The following is a 23,226-nucleotide window of genomic DNA, read 5'->3' on the forward strand; positions in this document are numbered from 1 at the left end:
TAATATATCATCCGGGTTTAATACAAACATACAGCAAATTTTAAGGCGAGGGGTTGCGAAAATTAGTTGAGGTATTGCAATAATCAGATTTATGGATATTTTACTCTTTTAATAATGATCGAACTTCTAAAAGATATTTGATCTTAATAGTAAAAATTTAAAGGGTTACCACAATCTAACAATACTGTGGGATGATTGAATATAATTGAGAACAGTGGCTGATCCGAGGGTGAATATTTCGCTCGCAATTATTTAGTCTCTAACGTTTTTCTCAATATCGAATGCCAGGGCTATTTTCTACTCTCTAATCTAAATGTGCCAGGGGTTTGGCTGGTTAGTTTTTTAAAGAAATTGCTGAAATGTGCGGGCTCCTCAAAGCCTAAATGGTATGCCAACGTTTTGTTGCTTTCTTCGGTGAACAATAGCATTCTTTTGGCTTCTACAATAATCTTTTCCTGTATATATTCCTTAGCCGATTTATTGGTCTGCGATTTTACGTACTTATTCAGGTAGTCCCCGCTAACGGATAGTTCTTTCGCATATTCCGATACTTTATGCCATTGTTTATAATGTTGTTCGATCAATTTTTTAAAATTAACGAATAAATTGTTCACTCCATTGCTATGAACCGATTCTACCTTTGGAACAGAGCACAACGAGCTTACCTGGATGAAAAACAGCTTTAAAACAGCTCCAAGGGCTTCATATTTATAGGGTGTATCATTATTGCTGTAGAATTGAAACTGCCGGATGATGTTTTTAAAACGGTCAAACTCATGGCGGTTTAATTGAAGGGGAGGAGAATCACCAAACGTATTATATAGGTATACCTGATTAATAAGTTCTTGCATAATATGATTTTTTAGCAGAAACTCCCTGGTAAAGTTCATGACCCAACCGGTTGGCCTCTCGGGATTGAAAACATTATGTACCTGACCCGGATAAACAAAGTGTACGGAAAGATCGGATATTGCAAACTCTTTAAAGTCAATCATGTGTGTCCCGCCGCCATTCTCATTGACAATGATGGTATAGTAATCGTGTCTGTGCGGCGAATCGCTGATCCCATTGTTTTGGTCGAAGATTGCCCCTGTATCTTTGATGATAAAATCGACCCGTTCGCCTTCGGGATTGGTGAGCCCGTATGTGACAATATCTTGCATTCGCTTTACTTTTTTACCTGTTTAGTATCTATAAATACCTTAAGAATCAGTGCCAATTTCATGGACGTTCTTTTGTGCCCAATTGTTTGTTCCGACCATGTTGGTTACAAGCTGTAAAATAGTTTAAAAAGCGCACAAAAAAAAGGCCGGCAACGTATCTTATACGCTCCGGCCTTACCATATCCCACACTTCAGTTAAGAAGTACCTTTAATCCCCAGCTGTCGTAACTCCCCAGTATTGACAGCTGGCGTTTCTTTATTCATTATTTTTCGCAGTACCAATTTACCCACCAGCTCTGCTTCTTTTTTGCTGGCAAAATGTTTGTTTCCTGCCATGGCCGGTATACAATCCTGATGAATGTATACCTTGTTGTTTACCTTTATCTCGTAGCCCCAATTCCCGTTTTCATGGAATGTTTCCAGATACGCCTTTTGATTGGAGGACTGGCAAGAAACAAGGCTTGTGAAAACAATGAGTATGGCAACATATTTAATCCTTGCTTTCATATTCATCATCCGGGCTTAATTTCCAAACGTCGTCAAAAGAGTAGCTTCCATTTCCTCCAGTGGCTACATACCCTTCGTTGTTAATTGTAAAAGCAACCGCTCCGTTTCGTGAAGTACCTTCAAAATCGGTTTTTTCTTCCCAACGGTCTGTACTTGGTTCATATTCCCATGTTTCAACGTTGTTACCTCCTCTTATTCCTGTAGTTACGTACGCTTTACCGTCCATAACAAAAGTAACACCACTATATCTGTCAATCGTGTAATCGTCATCGTAACTATCATCTTCATAATCACTGATATGTCCTAGTTCAGTCCAGTTATTTTCCTGGGAATTGTATTTGTACATATCGTCCAGGTATTCGTTATCATAGCCACCTAAAACATAAGCCTCTCCATTTATTACAAAGCTCATGGCATCCCTTCGTTTGGAACCGTTAAAAGTGGCTATCTCTTGCCAAGTGTCTGCCTCAATATCATAACTCCAAAAATCTTTATTGGTAGCACTAATTTCTTCAGAGTTAACCTCTATATCACAATAACCAGTTCCCACATGACCTTTACCATTGATATAAAATGCTGTTGCTCCATATCGGGCATCACCTCCAAAATCATTTTTCTGTGTCCAGGTATTGGTGGTTGGGTTATATTCGTAGAAATCTTTTAGTTTGTCATCTCCATCATAACCGGTGCCTACGTAACCTTTTGTGCTCGAACTAAATGCGATAGCTCCATTTCGGCCAACGCCAGGTAATTCTGCAATTTGTTTCCAATAGCCATTATCGGTATTGTAGGACCAAAAATCCTTTAAGCGAATTTCTTCCTCCGTATAGTACCCCGTGCCTATATAAGCTGTATTCTCAATCGTAAAGCAAACAGCTTCCGTTCTTGGCACTCCGCCAAAGTCTCCCATTTCGACCCAGTTACCCAAATAATCGTCATCGTCGTTGCTACAGCTCACAAATGAAATACTAGTGATAAAAATAGCCGATAGTATAAATAGTGAATGTTTAATCATCTTCTTTAGTAATTGTTTATTGTTTTTGATAATTAATAACCCTGCAAACATACGTTACCGTGTTGCACGATGTGGCATAGCTTAGACACTAGATGGGATTTTATCGACGAATATTGCCTTTTCTTCTACGAATTGGCGCTTAACAGGATTTTTTACTGGAAACCAGTTAGGCACTGGTAGTGTAAGATGCAGATTAACTATGGCAAACGGGATTGGCTATTATAAAACTATTTTAGCAAAAAAATAAATAAACGATAAAATCGCCTATTTCGTCGATAAATAAGTCCAGTTAGCCTTACTTGTTCGTGTTTTAAGTTGAGTATCCTTTTTTTTGCATTTTAAAATTAATTGAAATGTATAAAATATTATTGCTATTAACAATAACTGTTGGATTAGTGCTCTACTCATGCGACGACATGAGTGTCGATGAACTTAAGATGGGACAAGAATACATCAACGATGAATCGGGTATCATGCTTATTGACACATTTTCTTTAGAACTAAGCACTGTTGTCATTGATTCTATCCAAACATCGGGGAGGTCGTCTGTATTGGTGGGAGATTATACAGATGAAACATTTGGTGAAATAATTTCAGAACCGGTATTTAGGTTAGGAATACCTAGCACAAGTAACTTTGATGATGATGATGTTTTCGATTCGCTTACTATTTGCATGTATTACAACAATTATTACTTAGGTGATACAACTGATGTTTTTAATATGAATGTCATGGAATTGGCCACCAATTGGGATGATTTGGACCAAACAACTTTCTATAATATTACTGAGGTGGATGTTAAAGAGGAAAGCCTGGGACAAATAGAATTTTTACCACACCCATATAAGGGTAAGGAGATGGAACAACGGTTAAACGACGCTTTTGGACAGAAGATATTCGATTTATTTATTGAAGATGCCGATGAAATTCTGACAGCTGATGATTTCCAGGATTATTTTTATGGATTGGTGCTTCAAGGCAACCCAGAAAACGGGACGGCCCTCGGTTTTGCGTATAGCGATACCTCACTGTGTTTGAAAATGTATTACCATAGAACGGATCTTGAGAAAGAGGAGCTGGAAGCAACTTTTAGCATCGACAATGCATCGTATATGTTTAACAAAGTGAAAGCGGATAGAAGTGAAACACGGTTTGCGCCATTGGTACAGCAAAAGGAACATATAAGATCCACAGAAACAAATGATGAAACACTGGTACAGGGAAGTTCAGGCCTGATGACCAAGATAAGGTTTCCCGGTTTGAATAATATTTTACAACTTGTTGAGCTCGACCAGATTATAAAAGTGGAACTGGTTTTGATGCCAACGGATAAAGCAGAGGATATTAATGATTTGCCTTCAGAACTTATGCTGTACGAATCTAACCGAATAAACAGTCTGGTTTCGTATTATACCGATAATTCAGGTAATACTGTTAATTTGGTAATCAATGATGCTGTCGACAATTATGAAAGTAATCCGTACTACAGTGCTGATATTACCGACTATATCATCAAAAATTTATTAACCGGGGAGTTTAATTCTGAATATTCCGATCAATGTATTTTGGTTGGGTTGCCAACGGATTATGAGCGGGAAACGTTTACTACCGTTTTATTGGGAGGCGAAAAGAACAAGGACTATGAGCCTAAATTAAACATCTATACCTATTACTATTAAACCTGGATTAACGTAGCAAGCAATTAATTGTACAAGCTAATTGGTTTAAAGGGTTTTAATAAATATTCAACGCATGAAACAAAGCATAATACACTTATTTACAATAGTTATCATAGTTCTGTTATTCACAGAAACGATTGCAGCCCAAAATGGAGCCCCTTCAGCCTACACAAACTTTGGGGTTGGCAGAATAGAAAGCGCTGCCACGGTTAAATATCAGGGCATGGGTGGTGCAGGCATTGCTTTGCCATCGCAATATTCGGTTAATTCATTAAATCCGGCTTCGCTAAGCAGCATAAAATCTGAGCAGATGCTGATTGATTTCGGAATACGGTCGAGTTACACCAACTATGAGCATGACACAGAGTCGGGCAACGGACTCTCGGGCGGATTAAACAATATTAACCTGGCTTTTAGGTCAGGTAAGCGATGGGTGACTTCATTTAATATTTCACAGTATTCATCGGTGGGCTACAATATTTTATCGACTGATTACATTGAGGGTACCACAATGCAAATATCGAAAAGCTACGAAGGATCCGGGGGGCTGAACAAACTGGCCATGAGTAATTCGTTGACGTTGGGAAAAAACCTTTCGCTGGGATTGGAGTTGTCCTATATTTTCGGGAAACTGACAAAGCAGGAAAACTATTACTCAAGCGTTATTGGAGGTGAATTGGATATAGAATATGCCGATTTCTTACAGCAGATATACCTAGAAGCAGGTTTTCAGTACAAAATTCCTTTGGCGAAAAGCAATGTGTTTGTTGGCGCCACATACAGTCCCGAGGCAAACTTTAAAACCAGCCGCGAGGTAGTGACTTCCAGCACCAGTGGAGCAGGTATCTACGAAGATTTAGATCGGGAAAGTTTTAAAATACCCGCTACCTACGGAGGTGGACTGGGATGGATGAATCATCACGGTATACAGGTTGCCGTAGATTATCGGTTTCAGAATTGGGCCAATATAGATTATGGCAATTCGCTGGCAAATTATAAGGATAGTCATCGGTTCAGTGGCGGTTTGGAGTACCAAAGACGGAAAAGCAGAAGGGCAAACCCATACACCTGGCGGTTAGGGGGGTATTACGAAGATTCCTATATAGAAGTTAAAGGGAAAACTATTCTGGACAGAGGGATTACCGCAGGTATCGGAATTCCGATGCGTTCTAAAAATTCATATTTAAATATGAGCATCAATTATGGGCAAAGAGGTACCGCCAATAATACGCTTATCACCGAAAATTATTATGGAATTAGTGTCAGTATGTCGATGCTGGAAGGCTGGTTCCGGAAAAGACAGTTTGAGTAAGCTTTAGAATAAAATTCATCCTGAACAAATTAGTGTTATTAAAGGTTAAACAACAAACCTTGAGATGATGCGAAAAATTAAAAAAGAAGATGTTAAACAGGAGGTGTTTGACTTATACGATGCCTATGCCCATAATAAATTAGATAGAAGGCAGTTTGTTGAAAAACTGGCTGTTTATGCGGTAGGTGGTGTGACCGTATCTGCGCTGCTCAGTTTTATAATGCCCAACTATGTTAAGGCCATTCAAATAAAACCTGATGATGCCAGATTAGATTCAAAAACTATAAGCTATGAATCGACTTTAGGCGGTGGACAGATAAAGGGGTTATTGTCCAAGCCTTCCAGCCCCAAAATAAAATTGCCGGGCATTATTGTGGTGCACGAAAACAGGGGGCTTAACCCGCACATAGAGGATGTAGGAAGAAGAGCCGCCCTCGCCGGATTTATTTCGCTTGCACCTGATGCGCTTTCTCCATTGGGAGGTTATCCGGGAAATGATGACGATGGCAGAACGATGCAGCGCAAACGGGACCGCAACGAAATGTTGGAGGATTTTATCGCTGCGTATGAATATTTGAGAGCGCATAAGGACTGTAACGGAAAAGTAGGGGTTGTCGGATTTTGTTTTGGTGGATGGATTTCGAATATGATGGCGGTTAAAGTTCCTGGTTTGTCTGCGGCCGTGCCGTTTTATGGCGGTCAGCCGGATACAAAATTGGTGCCTCAAATAAAAGCGCCCTTATTGCTTCATTTTGCCAGTCTCGACAATAGGGTGAACGAAGGGTGGCCGGCCTATGAAGAAGCGCTTAAAAAACATGGCAAAGAATATACAGCTTATATTTATCCCAATGTAAACCACGGTTTCCATAATGATACCACACCACGTTACGATAAAAAAGCTGCTCAACTTGCCTGGAGCAGAACCGTTGCTTTTTTTAAGGAAAAGCTAAAATAATTCAATAACTTATAGCAATTAGCTAATAATATTCGGCTAATTGTTATATTTTCCTTTCCACAACCTTTTTAACCTTTCCAAAATTTTATTCTCTTGCGCATTGTTTTGGGGTTGGTACAACCTGGCATTCTTAATTTCATCGGGCATAAAATCCTGTTCTACAAAATTTTCCGGATAGTCGTGCGAATATTTGTATTCCTTACCGTAGCCCAGGTCCTTCATCAATTTGGTTGGCGCATTGCGTAAATGCAAGGGTACCGGCAAGTTACCGGTTCTTCTAACCAATTCCTGTGCTTTTTTAATAGCCAGGTAAGATGCATTACTCTTAGGGCTTGTTGCCAGATAAATAGTGGTTTGGGACAGAATTATCCTTCCTTCCGGCCACCCCACCATCTTGATAGCTTCAAAGCATTGGTTAGCCAACAATAAGGCATTGGGATTGGCCATACCGATGTCTTCCGCCGCTGAAATAACCAATCTACGGGCAATAAATTTGGGATCTTCACCACCCTCCACCATGCGAGCCAGCCAGTACACTGCAGCATCCGGATCGCTGCCTCGGATAGACTTGATAAAGGCCGAGATGATATCATAATGAATCTCTCCGTTTTTATCGTAGGCAGCCGGGTTCGATTGCAGGCACTTGGTGACGCTCTCATTGGTGACTTCAATCTTGTCGCCGTCATTGGCATTCACAACCAACTCTATAATATTAAGCAGTTTACGCGCATCACCCCCGGAAAAACGGAACAGTGCCTCTTCCTCTTTAATGTCGACTTCTTTATTTTTCAGGAGTTCATCCGTGTTCAGGGCTTTTTTTACCAATTCCCGTAAATCTTCAACCTCCAATGATTTAAGCACATACACCTGACTTCGAGATAGGAGGGGAGATATCACTTCAAAAGAAGGGTTTTCGGTAGTAGCTCCAATCAAAGTAACGATTCCTTGTTCCACAGCTCCTAAAAGTGAGTCCTGCTGCGATTTGCTAAAACGATGAATCTCGTCGATAAACAGAATAGGATTGGGGCTATTGAAAAACTTGCTTTTCTTTGCTTTTTCAATCACCTCCCTAACATCCTTTACACCGGAGTTAATAGCTGAGAGGTTATAGAAGGGGCGGTTGAGTTGTTGCGAGATAATTTTTGCCAAGGTGGTTTTTCCTACCCCCGGAGGTCCCCACAAAATAATGGACGATATCACACCCGAGTCAATCATCTTGCGCAAAACAGCATCCTTGCCAACAAGGTGCTTCTGTCCTATATATTGATCCAAAGATGTTGGGCGTTGGCGTTCTGCCAAGGGAGGATATCCGTTACTCATATTTTTGTTTTTAATGCAACAAATTTAATATTTGTCAACGGATTTACCCTGTGTAATGTTATTATAAGTTTTATATTCATCCGATGAGTTTTGTAATAATTGAGTGTAATTAGTGGACGGTGAACCCTTCTGGATAAATATTGTTTCATCTTTAACAATGAAAGCTTATTATTGTACTCCTTTATGTGCATGGTAGGCTTATTAAAGAAGAGGGAAATGAAGGGACTATTTTTAATTTCGATAGTATTATTTTTATTTATGAGTTCAGAAGCAAAAAATAAAGAAAAGGCCACGCTGGGAGCGGGCTGTTTTTGGTGTGTGGAAGCTATTTACGACCAATTGGAAGGCGTTATCTCCGTGGAATCCGGATATTCCGGGGGACACGAGGCAAGTCCTACTTATAAGGAGGTGTGCACCGGTAGCACAGGGCATGCCGAGGTTTGCCAAATAACCTATGACGCCGATGTAATATCCTTTGGCGAATTACTGACCGTGTTTTGGTCCGTCCACGACCCCACGACCCTAAACCGACAAGGAGCCGACGTGGGCACACAATACCGATCTGCCATCTTTTACCATAACCAGGAACAAAAGCGAATAGCCGAGGAGCAGATAAAAGTGGTTAACGCACAAAAATTGTATGATGACCCCATTGTAACAGAAGTAACCGCTTTTACTAAGTTTTACCAGGCCGAGGATTATCATCAGGAATACTTTGCCAACAATCCCAATCAGGGTTATTGCCGAATGGTGGTTGGTCCCAAGGTGGAAAAATTTCAAAAGTTGTTTAAGGATCAGTTGAAGAAATAATCTGATATATATCCTGGAACTTACATAATATGAGAGCAATATGGTCATACGAAGCATGGCTTTAGCAGTCTTTCAATTGATTGGATAGCCTCCCTGACTATAAAAATCCCATCATTCATCTATGAACAAAAATTGTTATCTCTGGTTTTCTAATTGTTAATTTATAAAGACAAAAAAATGAAATCGACTACTAAAATTTTTAGCGTACTTATCTTGACAATTGCACTTGTTAGTGTTTCAAACAAGGTTAAGGCGCACTGCGAAATACCTTGCGGAATTTATGGGGATTCTACCCGTGTTGCACTTTTGTATGAGCATATAGAAACCATTGAAAAATCTATCAATCAGATTGTTAAGTTATCAGAAGAGGATGAGAAAGATTACAATCAGATGGTACGTTGGGTGGTTAACAAAGAGGAGCACGCCACTAAAATTCAGGACATTGCCAGCCAGTATTTTATGCATCAACGAATCAAGGTGAAAGATCCCTCAGAAACGGAGGCTTATGCCAAATATATCAAGCAGCTAACGCTAATGCACAAAATACAGGTATATGCCATGAAGGCCAAACAAGGAACCGATTTAAAGTATATCAAATTGCTTCGGGAAACGCTCCATGATTTTGAGCATGCTTATTTTGGTGGACATTAGCGATTGTAAATTAAGTCGATCAATTATGACAACATAAATGCCGGTTAAGACGAATTATTCTTAATCGGCATTTTCGTTTTGTAAGCGACAGAAGGTATTGGGTATGATACGCTCATTTTAGAATCAGTCATCTTCGATTAGTGCACTTGTTTATTTTCATAAAAAATCAAAAGACTCAGCTAACAAGGAGCTGGCTTTGTATTTGACGTTTTCTTAACAAAAGACATAAGAAAAGTTTCTTTCCTTGCAAACACAAACTAAAGAAAAATGAATTTTTAAAGCTTTTTTAACAGTCTTTTTGCACGGGCTGCAAAAGCAACCGTATTGTTAGGAATTTGTTCTTGGATAACAAGTTTCAGTTCTGGCTTTAGTTCCGGAAATTTTGTTGAAATATTATATACCAGTTGCATCGCATGAACCTTTACTGCGACCGGAATTGTTTGTGAAGTAAGCATATCAAAGCAGATATTAACAAAACTACCATCGACTTTGTCTGTTATATCGTTAAACGACAATAATTTGCCAACAATTCTCTGGATGCTGCCTGATTTTGTAGTTTGGAAAAGTTCGATCATTGGGTCCATGTATGGCAGGAGCAATTCAGGACTTTCCTCAAAAACATGATCCAGTACCCATGCCGCAAGCCAGTATTTTTTGTTTTTGTAGTTCCGCATTAAAACGAAAAGTTCCTCTATAAATACCGGATTTTTAACAATAAAGGAGGAAAGCAGCAGAGCGTCCTGTTTCGACCTGCAATTGAGTACCTTCTCCCTTATTTCTTTCTGGTCCATAAACCAAACGTGCATTTCATTTAAAAAGGCCGGTAATAATGATTTACCGACCCAAAAAAAAATTATATCAAATAGTTGAATAAAGGTGGTCACCCAGGCAGTTCATCTCCAGGATGGTCCAAGGCTACCGATATATGCGATTGTACAATTTTCCATTCGCCATTATTCTTTACCATTACCCCGCTGTGCCTGAATCCCTCCAGCCTGAATGGGTCTCCTTTGGTTTCGATACTGGTATCAATCAGTTGCGTATACCAAGCAGTATCACCAATATCCGATATTTGTATACGGGTGTTGTCCGACATTATTTTTAGGCCTTTCCGCCTATCGACCATATGCTTCATGTGATTCATGAAATTGGACCTGCTTTCCCAATACTCATCCAGGTCTGTACCAATGTGAACCACATCTTCTTGGTTTGCAAAACAACTTGAAAAAAGAGCGAAATCCCCTTTTTCCTGAGACAATAGCAGTGAATCTAATACCAATGCCACATCCTTTTTTTGCTGTGATTTCATAACCTCTTTTGTATTCATTACGTATGTTTATAAGGTTTCTTGATTTAATAGGCGCTTTGTTTGTGAATCCTGTTGTAAGCTATAAAATTACGACACAAACGAGAACTTGTCAAGATACAAGATGCAAACAAATTAAGGGGCTTAGAGAAATATATGTTGATAATATAAATATGTTCGATTATTGAATTGATTTGCACATTTGTCTTATTTTTGCTTGAACAAACTATAATATGGAATCGCTAGTAAACCGAATTATACCAAAATATATAAAGTTTTTGGGATTAATAGCTGTATTAACCCTGTCGTTGATGGCAGATGCCCAGAATTTATCTACCCAATCAAAAAAAGCAGCTACACTTTACAAAAAGGGATTGTCCTTTTACAAATCGCATAAATATGAATTAGCAGAGAGGCCTTTGGTCCAAGCTATAAATAAAGACCCTCAGTTTATCGAAGCTCACCTGTTACTGTCAGAGGTGAGTTTCGAAAAAAAAGACTATTCATCACAAATAGATTACCTGGAGAAAGTGGTTGGCTTGGATTCTACCTTTTTTATTTTTAGTTATTATAATTTGGGAGTAGCCAATTTTAAGATCAAAGAATTTGAAAAGGCCGAGGGTTGGTTTAAGAAGTATTCTGCCAAAACAAAGGATGATGAGCAGAAGAAGAAAGCAGAAGATTGGTTGGCAAGGGTTAGGTTTGCACAAAAAACGATAGAAAAACAGTTGGTCATTGAAGCTGAAAATTTGGGCCCTGCCGTTAACAGCAAAAATAACGAGTATTGGCCAAGTATTACGGCCGATGGGCAAACATTGGTATATACGGTCATGGTGGAACGCGATTCCCTGGTTACAAAAATGCCTTATGCAAATGCCATGGCCAATCGTTATCATGAGGATTTCTTTAGGTCGGTAAAAGATGAATCAGGGGAATGGAGTAACAGGACACAGCTGTCGGCACCCTTAAACAGCATGAGTAACGAAGGCGCCCAAACCTTGTCGTCGGATGGTAACTGGATGTTTTTCACGGCCTGCGGAAGAAGTGATAGTAAAGGGTCTTGCGATATTTATTTTAGCCAAAGAACCGCAACAGGCTGGAGTTCGCCTAAAAATATAGGTGCCCCTGTGAATACACCGTATTGGGAATCGCAACCTTCGTTTGCGTCGGACGGTAAAACCCTGTATTATACCAGCAGCCGGCCCGGAGGCAAGGGGGGCAATGATATTTGGCGGGCATCGTTATTGGGCATAAAGTCGGACGGTACGCCATTCTTTGGAAAGCCGGAAAACCTGGGCGATAAAGTCAATACCCCTTCAAACGAGATATCTCCTTTTATCCACCCCGATAACAAGACTCTGTATTTTGCGTCGGAAGGCTGGCCGGGCATGGGCAAGGCCGATTTGTTTATGTCCCGGATGAAAGATGATAAAATCGATTCAGATCCCATTAATTTGGGAGTTCCCATAAATACCGAGGGCGATGAAGTGGGATTGATCGTAACAGCCAGTGGTGATAAAGCTTATTTTTCATCGGACAGGTTAGGCGAATCTTTTGGTGGAAAGGATATTTATAGTTTCGATATGCCTAAAGAAATCAGACCGTTGTCAGTGTCGTATGTGAAGGGACGGGTGTTCGATATCCGAACCGGGGAAAAGCTGAAAGCATCTTTTGAACTGAAGGACCTTAGCAACGGAAAAATGGTGGTGCAGGCATTGTCTAACGGGTTTTCTGGTGAGTTCCTGGTTTGTTTGCCTGCTGACGGATCCTATGCTTTAAACGTTTCTAAAAAGGGCTATCTGTTTTATTCCGATAATTTTCGGATGGATTCGACGGCCACGGCCAACGATCCCCAAATACTCGATATATATCTAAAACCGTTGGAAGTGGGTGAACAAATAGTGCTCAACAATATCTTCTTCGAGACTGATTCCTATGAACTGAAGCCTGAATCGGAAGTGGAACTAAAAAAGTTGTTGTTGTTCTTGAAGGAAAATGCTCAAACAAATTTTCAATTATTGGGGTATACCGATAATGTGGGCTCTGCGGCCTATAACCAAAAGTTGAGCATGCAAAGGGCGCAACAGGTTTACCAATACCTTGTGGATGCCGGCGTTGATACAAGTAGGTTGTCGTTTAAAGGCGAAGGCATGAACAACCCCGTAGAAAGTAACGAAACCGAGCAGGGTAGGGCTAAAAACCGCAGGACCGAAATGAAGATTGTAGAATAGTCCGATACTCAATTTCCATGAATAAAATACAGCCCATAAAATTTGATTCTATCGAAGATTTTATGGGCTTCCTTCCTGAAGATGAATTAAGGATTGTTCGTTTTTTGTAGGATCTTATTTTTAGTTGTATGCCTTACTGCACGTAAAATTGACTTATAGCGTGCCTTATTTTTATATCCGCAAACGAGTAGTTTTTATCTGGCCGTCGTCGGTACCTGGGGGGAGGGTTGATAAGGATGCTGTGAGAATCGGTTTTTGCAGGGGTAACTTGATTCCCGATGAAATAGTTTTTTGGGAAAAAGGTTATCGCGGGCAAATAAATTCCCAAAAGTACTTTTCGATAAATGATATTGAGTTGATCTTTTGAAAGCTTACTTTTTTTAGCGCCGTCGAAATTGATAAAAAGCATGGTTAGCGGATTCCAAGATATGGCATAAATAATCGCGATTATTATATTCCGAAAACAAACAGTACATCTACAAGATGTTCATTTGTATTTTTATAGTCTTAAAAATCAAGGTTTTTAAGACCCTAATTTTGTCGACATACTGTGGTTAAGGAATAAACAAAACGATTGGATGAATATAAATGTTTTAAACCAAACAAATCCTGCCTTACGATGAAATTTAACTTATTAAGGATACAGAAAAGCATACTATCCAAAAGATATTTCAGAATTTCAGAACCATTTTTACAATTGCTTGTTTATGTATCGAATAACCTAAACAAAATGTTATATGATAACCAAGAGTGTTTGATTATTCCTTCAATATTTAAACAAAACACATTACTTTTTTAGATTCGGTTCAAATAAAAACTGTAGATTTTTGACCGATTCTTATTTAGAACAAATATAAATAAAACAATATGTCAACATTTGAAATTCTTATGCCCAAGATGGGCGAGAGCGTTGAGGAAGCAACAATTACAAAGTGGTTCGTGTCGGTTGGAGATAAAATAGAGGAAGATGATGTGCTGTTGGAAATAGCCACGGACAAAGTAGATTCCGAGATACCATCCCCGGTGTCCGGGATTGTAAAAGAATTATTTTACGAAACAGATGCGCTGGTACCTGTGGGCAAAGCCGTAGCCATTATCGAACTGGAGGGCACGGAATCCGCAGGTGAAGCAAAATCGGAGACGGTTGAAGTGAAGGCTGTAGAGGAAGTAAAAGAACAACCTTCAAGTGCACCTGCGTCATCAATGTCAACATTCGAAATCCTTATGCCCAAAATGGGCGAGAGCGTCGAGGAAGCAACCATCACAAAATGGTTCGTGTCCGTGGGCGACAAAATAGAAGAGGATGATGTGCTGTTGGAAATAGCCACGGACAAAGTGGATTCCGAGATACCTTCTCCCGTAGCCGGAACCGTCCATGAAATCTTGTTCGAAACCGATGCATTGGTTCCGGTTGGAAAAGCAGTGGCAATTATAGCGTTAGAAGGATCTGAAGGAGCCGCAAACAGTTCCTCGTCTGAACCCAAAGAGGCGAAAGAAATAGAGAAAAGCGTTGTGGCTGCGTCGCAAGTATCTGGCGAACATGACTTTAGTGTATCGGATAAGTTTTATTCCCCGCTTGTTAAAAGTATTGCCAAAGAAGAAGGGGTATCTGTACAAGAACTTGATTCGATGAAAGGTACTGGGCAAAACAACCGGGTTACCAAAGCAGATATATTAAACTATATTAAAACCAGAGGAGCGAGTACTCCTGCTCAGGCAGCAAGTAAACCGTCGCCTTCCGCTTCCGCACCTAAAGCTAAGGCTCCTGTTCAAAGTCCCCCTGTTTCGGTCAATGCCGAAGATGAGATTGTTGAAATGGACCGCATGCGGAAGATGATCGCCGATCATATGGTCATGTCAAAACAGGTTTCGCCTCATGTTACTGCTGTTGTGGAAGTGGACATGACGAATATTGTATTGTGGCGCAACAAAAACAAGGCTGCCTATCAGGAGAAATATGGTGAGAAGATTACATTCACACCCATATTCTTTGAGGCAACTGCACGGGCACTTCGCGACTTCCCTGGAGTGAATGCATCAGTGGACGGACATAACATTATTTACCGCAAAAACGTGAATATCGGAATGGCGGTCGCACTCCCTAGTGGCAACTTGATCGTTCCGGTAATCAAGCAGGCCGACCATAAAAACCTGGCCGGACTGACCTCTGACGTAAACCGGTTGGCAGGCCTGGCCCGGGACAACAAACTTTCCCCTGACGATATTCAGGGAGGAACATTCACCATAACCAACTTTGGCTCTTTCAAAAATATCATAGGTACCCCAATAATAAACCAACCTCAGGTGGCTATCCTGGCAGTAGGCTCAATCGAAAAGAAACCTGCCGTCATTGAAACTCCAACGGGTGATATGATCGGTATCCGACACAAGATGTTCTTGTCCCTTTCCTACGACCACCGCATAGTGGATGGAGCTCTGGGAGGGAACTTCCTTCGTAGGATTGGTGATTACCTGGAACAATTTGATATCAATAGAGCAATTTAAAACCTGGACAGACGTATAACAAAAACTAAATCAGTATGAAATCAGAAGTAACAGAAACATATAAGATAAAAACCGCAGAAAAGGATACGCTTTTAAAATGGTACTACCTATTGAAGCTAGGTAGGAGTCTCGACGAACGCGCTCCCAACTATTTGAAACAAGCCATAGGTTGGTCGTACCATGCACCCGCCGCAGGGCACGACGCAATACAATTGGCTATCGGGCAGAATTTTGATAGGAGCAAGGACCACCTTTTTCCGTATTACAGAGATTTACAGACTTGTGTTTCAGCAGGAATGACGGCGGAGGAAATCATTTACAACGGTATATCCAAAGACGCGGATGTTGCCGGTGGTGGCCGCCATATGTCTAACCACTTTGCCAAACCTGAATGGAACATTCATAACGTGTCCTCATGTACCGGCAACCATACCTTGCATGCAACGGGAATAGCCAGGGCCATCAAGACCTATAAGTCAAAAGGGGTAGCTATCAGTTCACAAGGAGAATCTTCTGTGTCGGAGGGGTATGTGTATGAGGCCATAAACGGAGCTTCCAATGAGCAGTTGCCGGTAGTCTTTGTGTTCCAGGACAATGGGTATGGTATCTCGGTGCCCAAGAAAGATCAAACCGCAAACCGAAAAGTCGCCAAGAATTTTGAGGGGCTAAAGCACCTTAGGATATTATATTGCAACGGAAAAGATGTATTCGATTCCATGAACACCATGGCAGAGGCCGTAAAATGGGCCGAGGAAGAACAAAAACCGGTCATCGTGCATGCCAACTGTGTTCGTATTCATTCGCATTCGAATTCCGACAGGCACGAATTATACCGTGATAAAGCAGAATTAAACTACGTACAGGAATACGACCCGATTGCGAAGTTCAGAAGATTGCTGACCCGTTACGAACGTGCGACCGAAGAAGAGCTGAACGAGATTGACGAAAAAGTAAAGGCCGAGGTGAAAGCCGCCCATAAAGCCGGTCTCGCCGCTCCGCATCCGACACCGGAAAGCATCCATGACTTTGTGTTTGCACCGGCTTATGTTCCGAAAAAATATCCCGATGGTTTACATAACGAACAAGGAGAACCCAAAAAACTGATTGAAGCGTTAAACGGGACACTGAAAGAAGAGTTCAGGAAAAACCCGGATACCTATATCTGGGGCCAGGATATGGCCAACAAGGACAAAGGAGGTATCTTTAACGTTTCTAAGGGGATGCAACAAGAGTTTGGCCATCAACGTGTTTTCAATGCACCAATAGCTGAGGATTATATTATGGGAACGGCCAACGGTATGTCCCGTTTTAACAAGAAAATCCGCATAGTTGTGGAAGGGGCCGAATTCGCTGACTATTTTTGGCCGGCCATGGAACAGTTTGTTGAAACTACCCATGAGTACTGGCGGACAAAGGGGCAGTATTCTCCAAATATTACGGTAAGGCTGGCTTCTGGGGGATATATCGGTGGAGGTCTTTATCACTCCCAAAATATTGAAGGCGCCTTAACCACGTTCCCCGGCGTACGGGTGGTATATCCTTCATATGCGGATGATGCAGCTGGCCTGTTACGCACAGCCATGCGTTCCGAAGGGATGACCTTGTTTTTGGAACCCAAGGCCTTATACAATTCTCCTAAGGCCGCAACACCTATTCCCGATGAATTTGAGGTCCCGTATGGAAAAGCCCGTATCAGACGAGAGGGAGCAGATTTGACCATTATTACCTACGGAAACACAACGCATATGTGTGTGGAAGCAGCCGATGCACTGAATGAGGAAGGTAAGGGCAACATAGAGGTGATCGACCTGAGATCCTTAATTCCGTTGGACAAGGAAACGATATTGGAATCTGTCAAAAAAACATCTAAATTGCTTGTTGTGCATGAGGATAAGGTTTTTAGTGGTTTTGGCGGAGAGGTAGTCGCAACAATAGCCGAAATAGGCTTTCAGTACCTGGACGCACCCATCAAACGAGTGGGTTCCACATTTACGCCAGTCGGATTTAACAGAACCTTAGAGGCGGCAACCTTGCCTAACACCCAGAAAATAAAGGATGCAGCGGCAGAATTATTGGCTTATTAATCAAACAGACTACTTATGAAGAAAATAGGATTATTTTACAGTTTTAATTCAGTTAAAACCAGACAGCAGGCTCAAAAAATGAGTAAAGCTTTGGGTGAAAATAATATTGAAGAAGTTAATGTGGAAGAAGCTACACAGAAACAGTTTATGGGCTTCTCAAATTACATATTGGCCGTACCAACGTGGTTCGACGGAGAGCTGCCTAATTATTGGGACGAGTTTTTACCTTCGGTAGAGGATGATTCGTTGGAAGGAAAAACATTTGCCCTTTTTGGAGGCGGAGATCAAAAAGGCTATCCTGAAAATTTTGTGGATGGAATTGGTATCATGGCCGACTTTCTCGAAGCAAGAGGAGGAAAGGTGGTTGGTTTTACATCGACCGAAGGATACGAGTTCGAAAGTTCAAGGGCTCAACGCGGGGACCAGTTTGTGGGACTGGCATTGGATATTGAAAACCAGGCAGCACTTTCTGATGAAAGAATAGAAAAATGGGCGGAAGTACTCAAAAAAGAGTTCAAGTAATAATATTGCTAAAATCTAGTTGAAAGGTCTTGTTTATCACAAGGCCTTTTTTTTGCTTCTTGTTCTAAAATAAACTTAACATAACGAATACGGTGAGAGTCTTTTGTAAAATGATCTGTTTGTCACAGGTTCATAATATAGAACTTAAGCATTAAGTCAAATGCTGTATGACATTATGTATAATATATGGAGAATAAGTATAATTTCGACAGATAATAATAAAGTCTTTACAAAAGTATACTATTTAAGACTGTAACTTGTCACAGACAAAGACATTAGTAGCCAAGAGAAAGAACAGGTAACAGAATACGTTACTACCTGAACAACTAGCTTTGTCTTAATGATTCAGAATTCCAGAATATAGTTACATATGTAACATTCAATGAATTCAGGAATATTAAATATGTTGTATCGAAAAGTTACATATGTAATCTATACTTTTACGAAAATCATCGATGTGATCGTTTCCTGAGTTACATCAAATAACCTTTCATATATTTAAGCGACTATTCAAAAAGGGGAGGGATGTGTTATTGTAAACAATTATGCAACCTTAAAATTTACTGTCCCAATAAGCTGACTTTATGCTTTAGTATTTTTATACAATATACATAATATACTGTATTACAGTCATATATAATGTTTATACAAATTTATACATTAATAAATATAGGCAACAGATGGATAAAGTCCGTTATAAATGTGTATTTGATCGCTCGTAAAACATATAATACCCTGTATACCATTCGTATATGAGGTTTAATTAAACATATGGTTTACAGAACACAAAAAACGTACTTTATTGCATAATAATCAGTGCAATAGATAGGAAAAGCCAGTATAAGCAGAAGCTTTAAAAATGCTTTTAATAACTGGTTAATTTTGGTAAAACTAAATGTTATGTATCTTTTATTGTGCTATTTATGGTATTCGTTTAAAGCTTTAGTTTAATATATTATTAATGAAACATATAGATAGTCTGAAGTTTAGGTATAGAAGTATTTGTACACGACTAATATCATAGGTGTAATAGAATTTTTATGCACATATTAATTTTACAATTTGTAAATTGTTGTTACATTTGTATAGAGATTATTGGAGATTGATATTTACACATGTACGCACCTGCTTTAAATTAAATATTGCAATTAATGTTTACAATGGTCACATATACATTTGTAACACACACAGGTTTTCAATCTAACGTATCGCACATTTGGCAAAAGCCAGTCCCAAACTTGAATCAGGAATTAAATATTCTCGGGAGTTCGGTGCTGGCAACGAATGTCGGGACAGGTAATGACCGTTGAAAGAAAAATACACATATGAAACAAAGACTACAGACATTATTGGCTACAGAAAAGCTCGCATCGTCCAAGTTTGCCGACATTGTGGGCGTAAACAGATCCAGCATATCCCATCTTTTATCGGGAAGAAACAATCCTAGCCTGGAGTTTTTGCAGAAAGTGTTGGTTAAATTCCCCCATATTAATCCAGATTGGCTGCTGCTGGGACAGGGCGCGATGTACAGGAACAGCACGAACAATAATTCCATACCGGTTCCCGATCCTACCTTATTCGAGGAGAAAAAGCCTGAGAAGGAAGTGACGAAAGAAGAAATAAAGCCGATTAAGCAACAAAAAAATAATAATACAGAACAGGCCAAAGAACCCGAAGAAAGGGCACCATATCTATCGCAAAAGGAGCCTAAGGTAATTTCTCCATTAAATTCACGCAAACAACTGGATCATATCGTGTTTTTTTATAACGATGGAACTTTCGATACCTACAGGCCTAATAAAGGTGAGTGACCGGAACGTATGGATTACTTTTTTAATTTTTGAAACTCCAATAGGCCGTAAAACCTTAAATAAAGGGCTTCCTTATGCTGGTACCCCCGGGTGTCCCGCTAAAGGATGGGTGAGTTTACATATGTAACACTTACAATTAGTGCAATGTTTTACATTAAAAATGGTTTAAACAGTCCGATTAAAAAATTGATGTTTCATTAAAAATACCTGAGAAATCTTCCGGTGGTTTTTGGGTACCATTCGATATTGGTTACAATAAAAGACCTTCTTTGGATATCATCCGTAATTACTTACCTTTGTGCGATTTTTAAATAATTGAGCAATGTACAAATATCTTATCCGACCCATTTTTTTCAAATTCGACCCAGAAAAGGTACATCACTTTATAGTAGCTACAATAAAAGTAACCTTTAATTTGCCAGGTATAGGTTTCCTAATTAGAAGATTATATCGATTAGAGGATAAAAGGCTGGAGAAGGTGGTCATGGGATTAAAATTTAAAAACCCTGTTGGTTTAGCTGCCGGTTTAGATAAAAACGCCGAAGTATATAACGAACTTGCAGATTTGGGCTTTGGTTTTATAGAAATTGGAACAGTTACTCCCAACGCTCAAGATGGAAACCCTAAAAAACGTTTATTTAGATTGATTGAAGATGAAGCCATTATAAATAGGATGGGATTTAATAATGATGGTGTTCAAAAAGCGGTTGAGCAATTAAAGAAAAATAAAGGAAAAGTTGTAATTGGAGGCAACATCGGCAAAAATACGGGTATTCCGGAACAACAAATCACCAGCGATTATCTTACATGTTTTAGGGAGTTACATGATTATGTAGATTATTTTGTTGTAAACGTTAGCTGCCCCAATGTTGGGGTTACTGCTAAATTACAGGATAAATCATATTTGATAGAATTATTAAATACATTGCAAAATGATAGCCTACAAAGTACAAAACGTAAACCAATTGTTTTAAAAATTTCCCCAGATCTCAATAATAATCAACTTGATGAAATAATTGAGGTGGTTCAGGAAACAAAAATCGATGGTGTAATAGCTAGTAATACATCCGTAAACAGAACCAATTTAACTACCCCTAGCCAGATGTTAAACAATATTGGAAACGGGGGATTGAGCGGTAGGCCAATTGCCGACAGAAGTAATCATGTGATTAAATACCTGGCTGAACGCTCCGCTAAGTCATTTGCTATCATAGGCGTGGGCGGAATTCACAGTGAGGAAGATGCCAAAAGAAAAATTGAGGCAGGTGCTGATTTAATACAGATTTATACTGGTTTTATATATGAAGGTCCTGGACTCATCAAAAGAATCAATAGATCTTTACTAAACCAATAAAATCAAAATAAATTATTCCCGGATTCGCTTTGGGATTGCAATAACCGGATAATATGATGGGTTGTTACATATGTAATCCAATCTCAAGTGTCCACTTGATGATTGTTGTGTAATGTTATAACCTGAGTTATTGTTTTGCAGATAAACGCCTTGTTTAATACAGTGATAGATGACCAACAGTCTTGGCTGCTCATTTCTGCAAGCAGTCCATGAATCGCTCACCGAACAATCAATTTTATCATATTACTATGGTTGCCTAAGGACACCTTTTTACATCCAACTCCTGGATTGATTGTTAGTGCGAGAGGTCACGTTGATAATGGACTTAAAATTATTTCTGATAAAGCCCCATTTGTTGGGGTATTTCTCAAAGAGGAGGTTGATACGTTCCTTGTTTTTGCCAACATAGTCCGATATAGCCGCTGCTGTTATCGGTTTATCTTCCATGGCGTTACCTATATTTGTCCCTGTAAGGTTAAGTTCCATGCGATCCACCTTGAGACCGGCCGTTTCTAGTCGGTCCAAAAATTCATATACACGTTGCAATCGTAACGAAAGATGTGTTGTCTCATGTAAACCACCTTTGTTTATGGTGTAATTCACATCTGTAACATATTCAATATATTCAGCTTGCACCTTCTTGTTTACTCCTGTAACTATCAATTTTGTATATTCGATGGCTTCTTTTATTGCTTTTTGTAATGATGAGAATTCTCCTTTAAATTCTTTTATCTTATTAATGGCTTCTCTTGAGTAAACATAATTAACGCCATCAGAATTGCTACAATTGAGCAGGTATTGGTCAGCCCAGGAGAAAATGATGGCTTCTAGCTCTTCTTTTCTCGCATCACCTTTATTCACAGAACGTTGTTGTTCTAATATCCTGCTTGTTTTTTGGGTAAAAAGGTTAAACTTTTCTTTTTCCTGCCAAAAAAGCTTGCAATATGAATGAACCGATCCGGAAAGTAAATGCCCGATGATGGATTTGTTGTCCGTGCTCAAAGATGATTTTTGGTGTTGCACACCAAAGGCATTGATATCGTCTTTGAAGTAAATCAACAATATATCTTTTTCTTGTCTTATAGCTCCCGGAATTGTAACGAGTAATATCAGGTGGTTCAACTCATCAAATATGTTCAACTGCGATTTCGCCTCGTAATGCGTGTCAAATGGTACCTGGGAATTATCTATCCACCTGTATTTATTGTTTTCGTGTCTGAGGCCGTGAAGTTGGTCTTCTATACCTGAAAAGTTCAGTTCATGCTCCTGCAACCGGTTGTTCCGGTATTGTAAAGTAATACCGCGTACGTCTTCTGTTTCGGGATGTGTGTATATTCCGGTTATCTTTTCCACACCTACCACCATTTCCGAGATATGGTTGATTATGGAAAAAATCAAGTCTTCCGACAGTATGTGCAGGTTCCCGGACATAATAAGACGATTAAGTACAAAGATAAGGTTTTTAAGTTAATATTAAGTTTATAATTAAGTTTAAATTAAGCTGTTAGGTTCGGCTTTATTTGAGCTTACATACAGCTTAAACTGCTTAAAAAACTATGTATCAGTTTATAGCGTTCTTATCTTTGTGAGATGAAATTTTAATCGTCTTAAATTATTAAGTTATGATAGCAATAAAATTAAGTATGGAAGAAGTCCTTATTAAGTGGGCCGAATTTTGTGTAGATTGGTTTATGAACCTGTTTGCCGATCCCGAATATTACTGGGTTGAAGAAACTTATCCTGGTAAAAACGTTTCAACCAATAATGAGGTAGTACATGAGAGTGGGACAAAAACTAAGATCGTTCTTGCTATTAAAGCTATAAAAGAGGCCATTGACCGGGTTCAGGGAATAACTGCGCATACAGGAAACACATTCCATCTGGTGCCGTCAACCTTGCGCGTTAAGTGGAATGTACCCAAAGTGTTCGCCCTTAAAAATTCATGGTTAAAGTATACTGTCATTAATATTTAGTTTTTTTTCCTGAGCTATTCAATTTGTC

19 protein-coding genes are annotated in these 23,226 nt (G+C 39.6%); 12 read left to right on the forward strand and 7 right to left on the reverse strand.

Annotated elements, in window-relative coordinates:
- Positions 1–290: 290 nt before the first annotated feature.
- The 3 genes from ACT29I_RS16095 to ACT29I_RS16105 all read right to left on the reverse strand — a co-directional run bounded on the left by ACT29I_RS16095 (position 291) and on the right by ACT29I_RS16105 (position 2,685).
- Complete coding sequence (locus ACT29I_RS16095) at positions 291–1,163, reverse strand: AraC family transcriptional regulator (RefSeq protein ID WP_430932768.1); 873 nt, start codon at positions 1,161–1,163, stop codon at positions 291–293.
- A gap of 195 nt (positions 1,164–1,358) precedes the next feature.
- The gene (locus ACT29I_RS16100) at positions 1,359–1,679 is read right to left on the reverse strand and encodes a DUF4907 domain-containing protein (RefSeq protein ID WP_444793926.1); all 321 of its coding nucleotides are present in this window, start codon (positions 1,677–1,679) and stop codon (positions 1,359–1,361) included.
- Positions 1,654–2,685 carry a Kelch repeat-containing protein gene (locus ACT29I_RS16105; protein WP_430932766.1) on the reverse strand — a complete coding sequence of 344 codons (1,032 nt, stop codon included), beginning with the start codon at positions 2,683–2,685 and terminating at the stop codon, positions 1,654–1,656. Before ACT29I_RS16105 ends, ACT29I_RS16100 begins: the two co-directional genes overlap by 26 nt.
- Positions 2,686–3,038: 353 nt before the next feature.
- Between ACT29I_RS16105 and ACT29I_RS16110 the strand changes: the two genes are divergently transcribed.
- From ACT29I_RS16110 to ACT29I_RS16120, 3 genes are all read left to right on the forward strand, one after another.
- Positions 3,039–4,364 (forward strand): DUF4270 family protein, encoded by a 1,326-nt coding sequence (locus tag ACT29I_RS16110; protein ID WP_444793927.1) that lies wholly within the window; start codon positions 3,039–3,041, stop codon positions 4,362–4,364.
- Positions 4,365–4,437: 73 nt separating this feature from the next.
- Positions 4,438–5,676: a hypothetical protein gene (locus ACT29I_RS16115; RefSeq protein WP_444793928.1), complete on the forward strand. Its 1,239-nt coding sequence runs from the start codon at positions 4,438–4,440 to the stop codon at positions 5,674–5,676.
- A gap of 64 nt (positions 5,677–5,740) precedes the next feature.
- Positions 5,741–6,631 (forward strand): dienelactone hydrolase family protein, encoded by an 891-nt coding sequence (locus ACT29I_RS16120; RefSeq protein ID WP_430932762.1) that lies wholly within the window; start codon positions 5,741–5,743, stop codon positions 6,629–6,631.
- A gap of 36 nt (positions 6,632–6,667) precedes the next feature.
- Here ACT29I_RS16120 and ACT29I_RS16125 read toward each other — a convergent pair whose 3' ends face one another.
- Positions 6,668–7,951 (reverse strand): replication-associated recombination protein A, encoded by a 1,284-nt coding sequence (locus ACT29I_RS16125; protein WP_430932760.1) that lies wholly within the window; start codon positions 7,949–7,951, stop codon positions 6,668–6,670.
- Between the two features lie 216 nt (positions 7,952–8,167).
- On the opposite strand from ACT29I_RS16125, the gene msrA reads away from it, so the two are divergent.
- Both msrA and ACT29I_RS16135 read left to right on the forward strand, forming a co-directional pair.
- Positions 8,168–8,761 carry a peptide-methionine (S)-S-oxide reductase MsrA gene (gene msrA, locus ACT29I_RS16130; protein ID WP_430932759.1) on the forward strand — a complete coding sequence of 198 codons (594 nt, stop codon included), beginning with the start codon at positions 8,168–8,170 and terminating at the stop codon, positions 8,759–8,761.
- A gap of 177 nt (positions 8,762–8,938) precedes the next feature.
- Positions 8,939–9,412, forward strand: coding sequence for a superoxide dismutase [Ni] (locus ACT29I_RS16135; RefSeq protein WP_430932758.1), 474 nt, complete (start codon positions 8,939–8,941; stop codon positions 9,410–9,412).
- 275 nt (positions 9,413–9,687) lie between these two features.
- Here the strand turns inward: ACT29I_RS16135 and ACT29I_RS16140 are convergent, their stop codons facing one another.
- The gene (locus ACT29I_RS16140) at positions 9,688–10,218 is read right to left on the reverse strand and encodes a hypothetical protein (RefSeq protein WP_444793929.1); all 531 of its coding nucleotides are present in this window, start codon (positions 10,216–10,218) and stop codon (positions 9,688–9,690) included.
- A gap of 74 nt (positions 10,219–10,292) precedes the next feature.
- Positions 10,293–10,739 carry a nuclear transport factor 2 family protein gene (locus ACT29I_RS16145; RefSeq protein ID WP_430932755.1) on the reverse strand — a complete coding sequence of 149 codons (447 nt, stop codon included), beginning with the start codon at positions 10,737–10,739 and terminating at the stop codon, positions 10,293–10,295.
- Positions 10,740–10,951: 212 nt separating this feature from the next.
- On the opposite strand from ACT29I_RS16145, the gene ACT29I_RS16150 reads away from it, so the two are divergent.
- The 6 genes from ACT29I_RS16150 (at position 10,952) to ACT29I_RS16175 (ending at position 21,225) form a co-directional block, all read left to right on the forward strand.
- Positions 10,952–12,949, forward strand: coding sequence for an OmpA family protein (locus ACT29I_RS16150; protein ID WP_430932754.1), 1,998 nt, complete (start codon positions 10,952–10,954; stop codon positions 12,947–12,949).
- Between the two features lie 888 nt (positions 12,950–13,837).
- Positions 13,838–15,454 carry a 2-oxoglutarate dehydrogenase, E2 component, dihydrolipoamide succinyltransferase gene (sucB, locus tag ACT29I_RS16155; protein ID WP_444793957.1) on the forward strand — a complete coding sequence of 539 codons (1,617 nt, stop codon included), beginning with the start codon at positions 13,838–13,840 and terminating at the stop codon, positions 15,452–15,454.
- Positions 15,455–15,489: 35 nt separating this feature from the next.
- Entirely contained in the window at positions 15,490–17,538 is a 2,049-nt protein-coding gene (locus ACT29I_RS16160; protein WP_430932752.1) for an alpha-ketoacid dehydrogenase subunit alpha/beta, read from the forward strand.
- Between the two features lie 15 nt (positions 17,539–17,553).
- Entirely contained in the window at positions 17,554–18,060 is a 507-nt protein-coding gene (locus ACT29I_RS16165) for a flavodoxin (protein ID WP_430932751.1), read from the forward strand.
- A 1,325-nt stretch (positions 18,061–19,385) separates the two neighbouring features.
- Positions 19,386–19,871 (forward strand): helix-turn-helix domain-containing protein, encoded by a 486-nt coding sequence (locus tag ACT29I_RS16170; RefSeq protein ID WP_430932750.1) that lies wholly within the window; start codon positions 19,386–19,388, stop codon positions 19,869–19,871.
- A gap of 322 nt (positions 19,872–20,193) precedes the next feature.
- Positions 20,194–21,225, forward strand: coding sequence for a quinone-dependent dihydroorotate dehydrogenase (locus ACT29I_RS16175; RefSeq protein WP_430932749.1), 1,032 nt, complete (start codon positions 20,194–20,196; stop codon positions 21,223–21,225).
- A gap of 270 nt (positions 21,226–21,495) precedes the next feature.
- Here ACT29I_RS16175 and ACT29I_RS16180 read toward each other — a convergent pair whose 3' ends face one another.
- The gene (locus ACT29I_RS16180) at positions 21,496–22,656 is read right to left on the reverse strand and encodes a hypothetical protein (protein ID WP_444793930.1); all 1,161 of its coding nucleotides are present in this window, start codon (positions 22,654–22,656) and stop codon (positions 21,496–21,498) included.
- A gap of 191 nt (positions 22,657–22,847) precedes the next feature.
- Between ACT29I_RS16180 and ACT29I_RS16185 the strand changes: the two genes are divergently transcribed.
- Positions 22,848–23,198: a hypothetical protein gene (locus tag ACT29I_RS16185; RefSeq protein WP_430932745.1), complete on the forward strand. Its 351-nt coding sequence runs from the start codon at positions 22,848–22,850 to the stop codon at positions 23,196–23,198.
- Positions 23,199–23,226 lie beyond the last annotated feature (28 nt).

Source organism: Saccharicrinis sp. GN24d3 (genome assembly GCF_052400645.1).
Lineage (GTDB): Bacteria > Bacteroidota > Bacteroidia > Bacteroidales > Marinilabiliaceae > Saccharicrinis.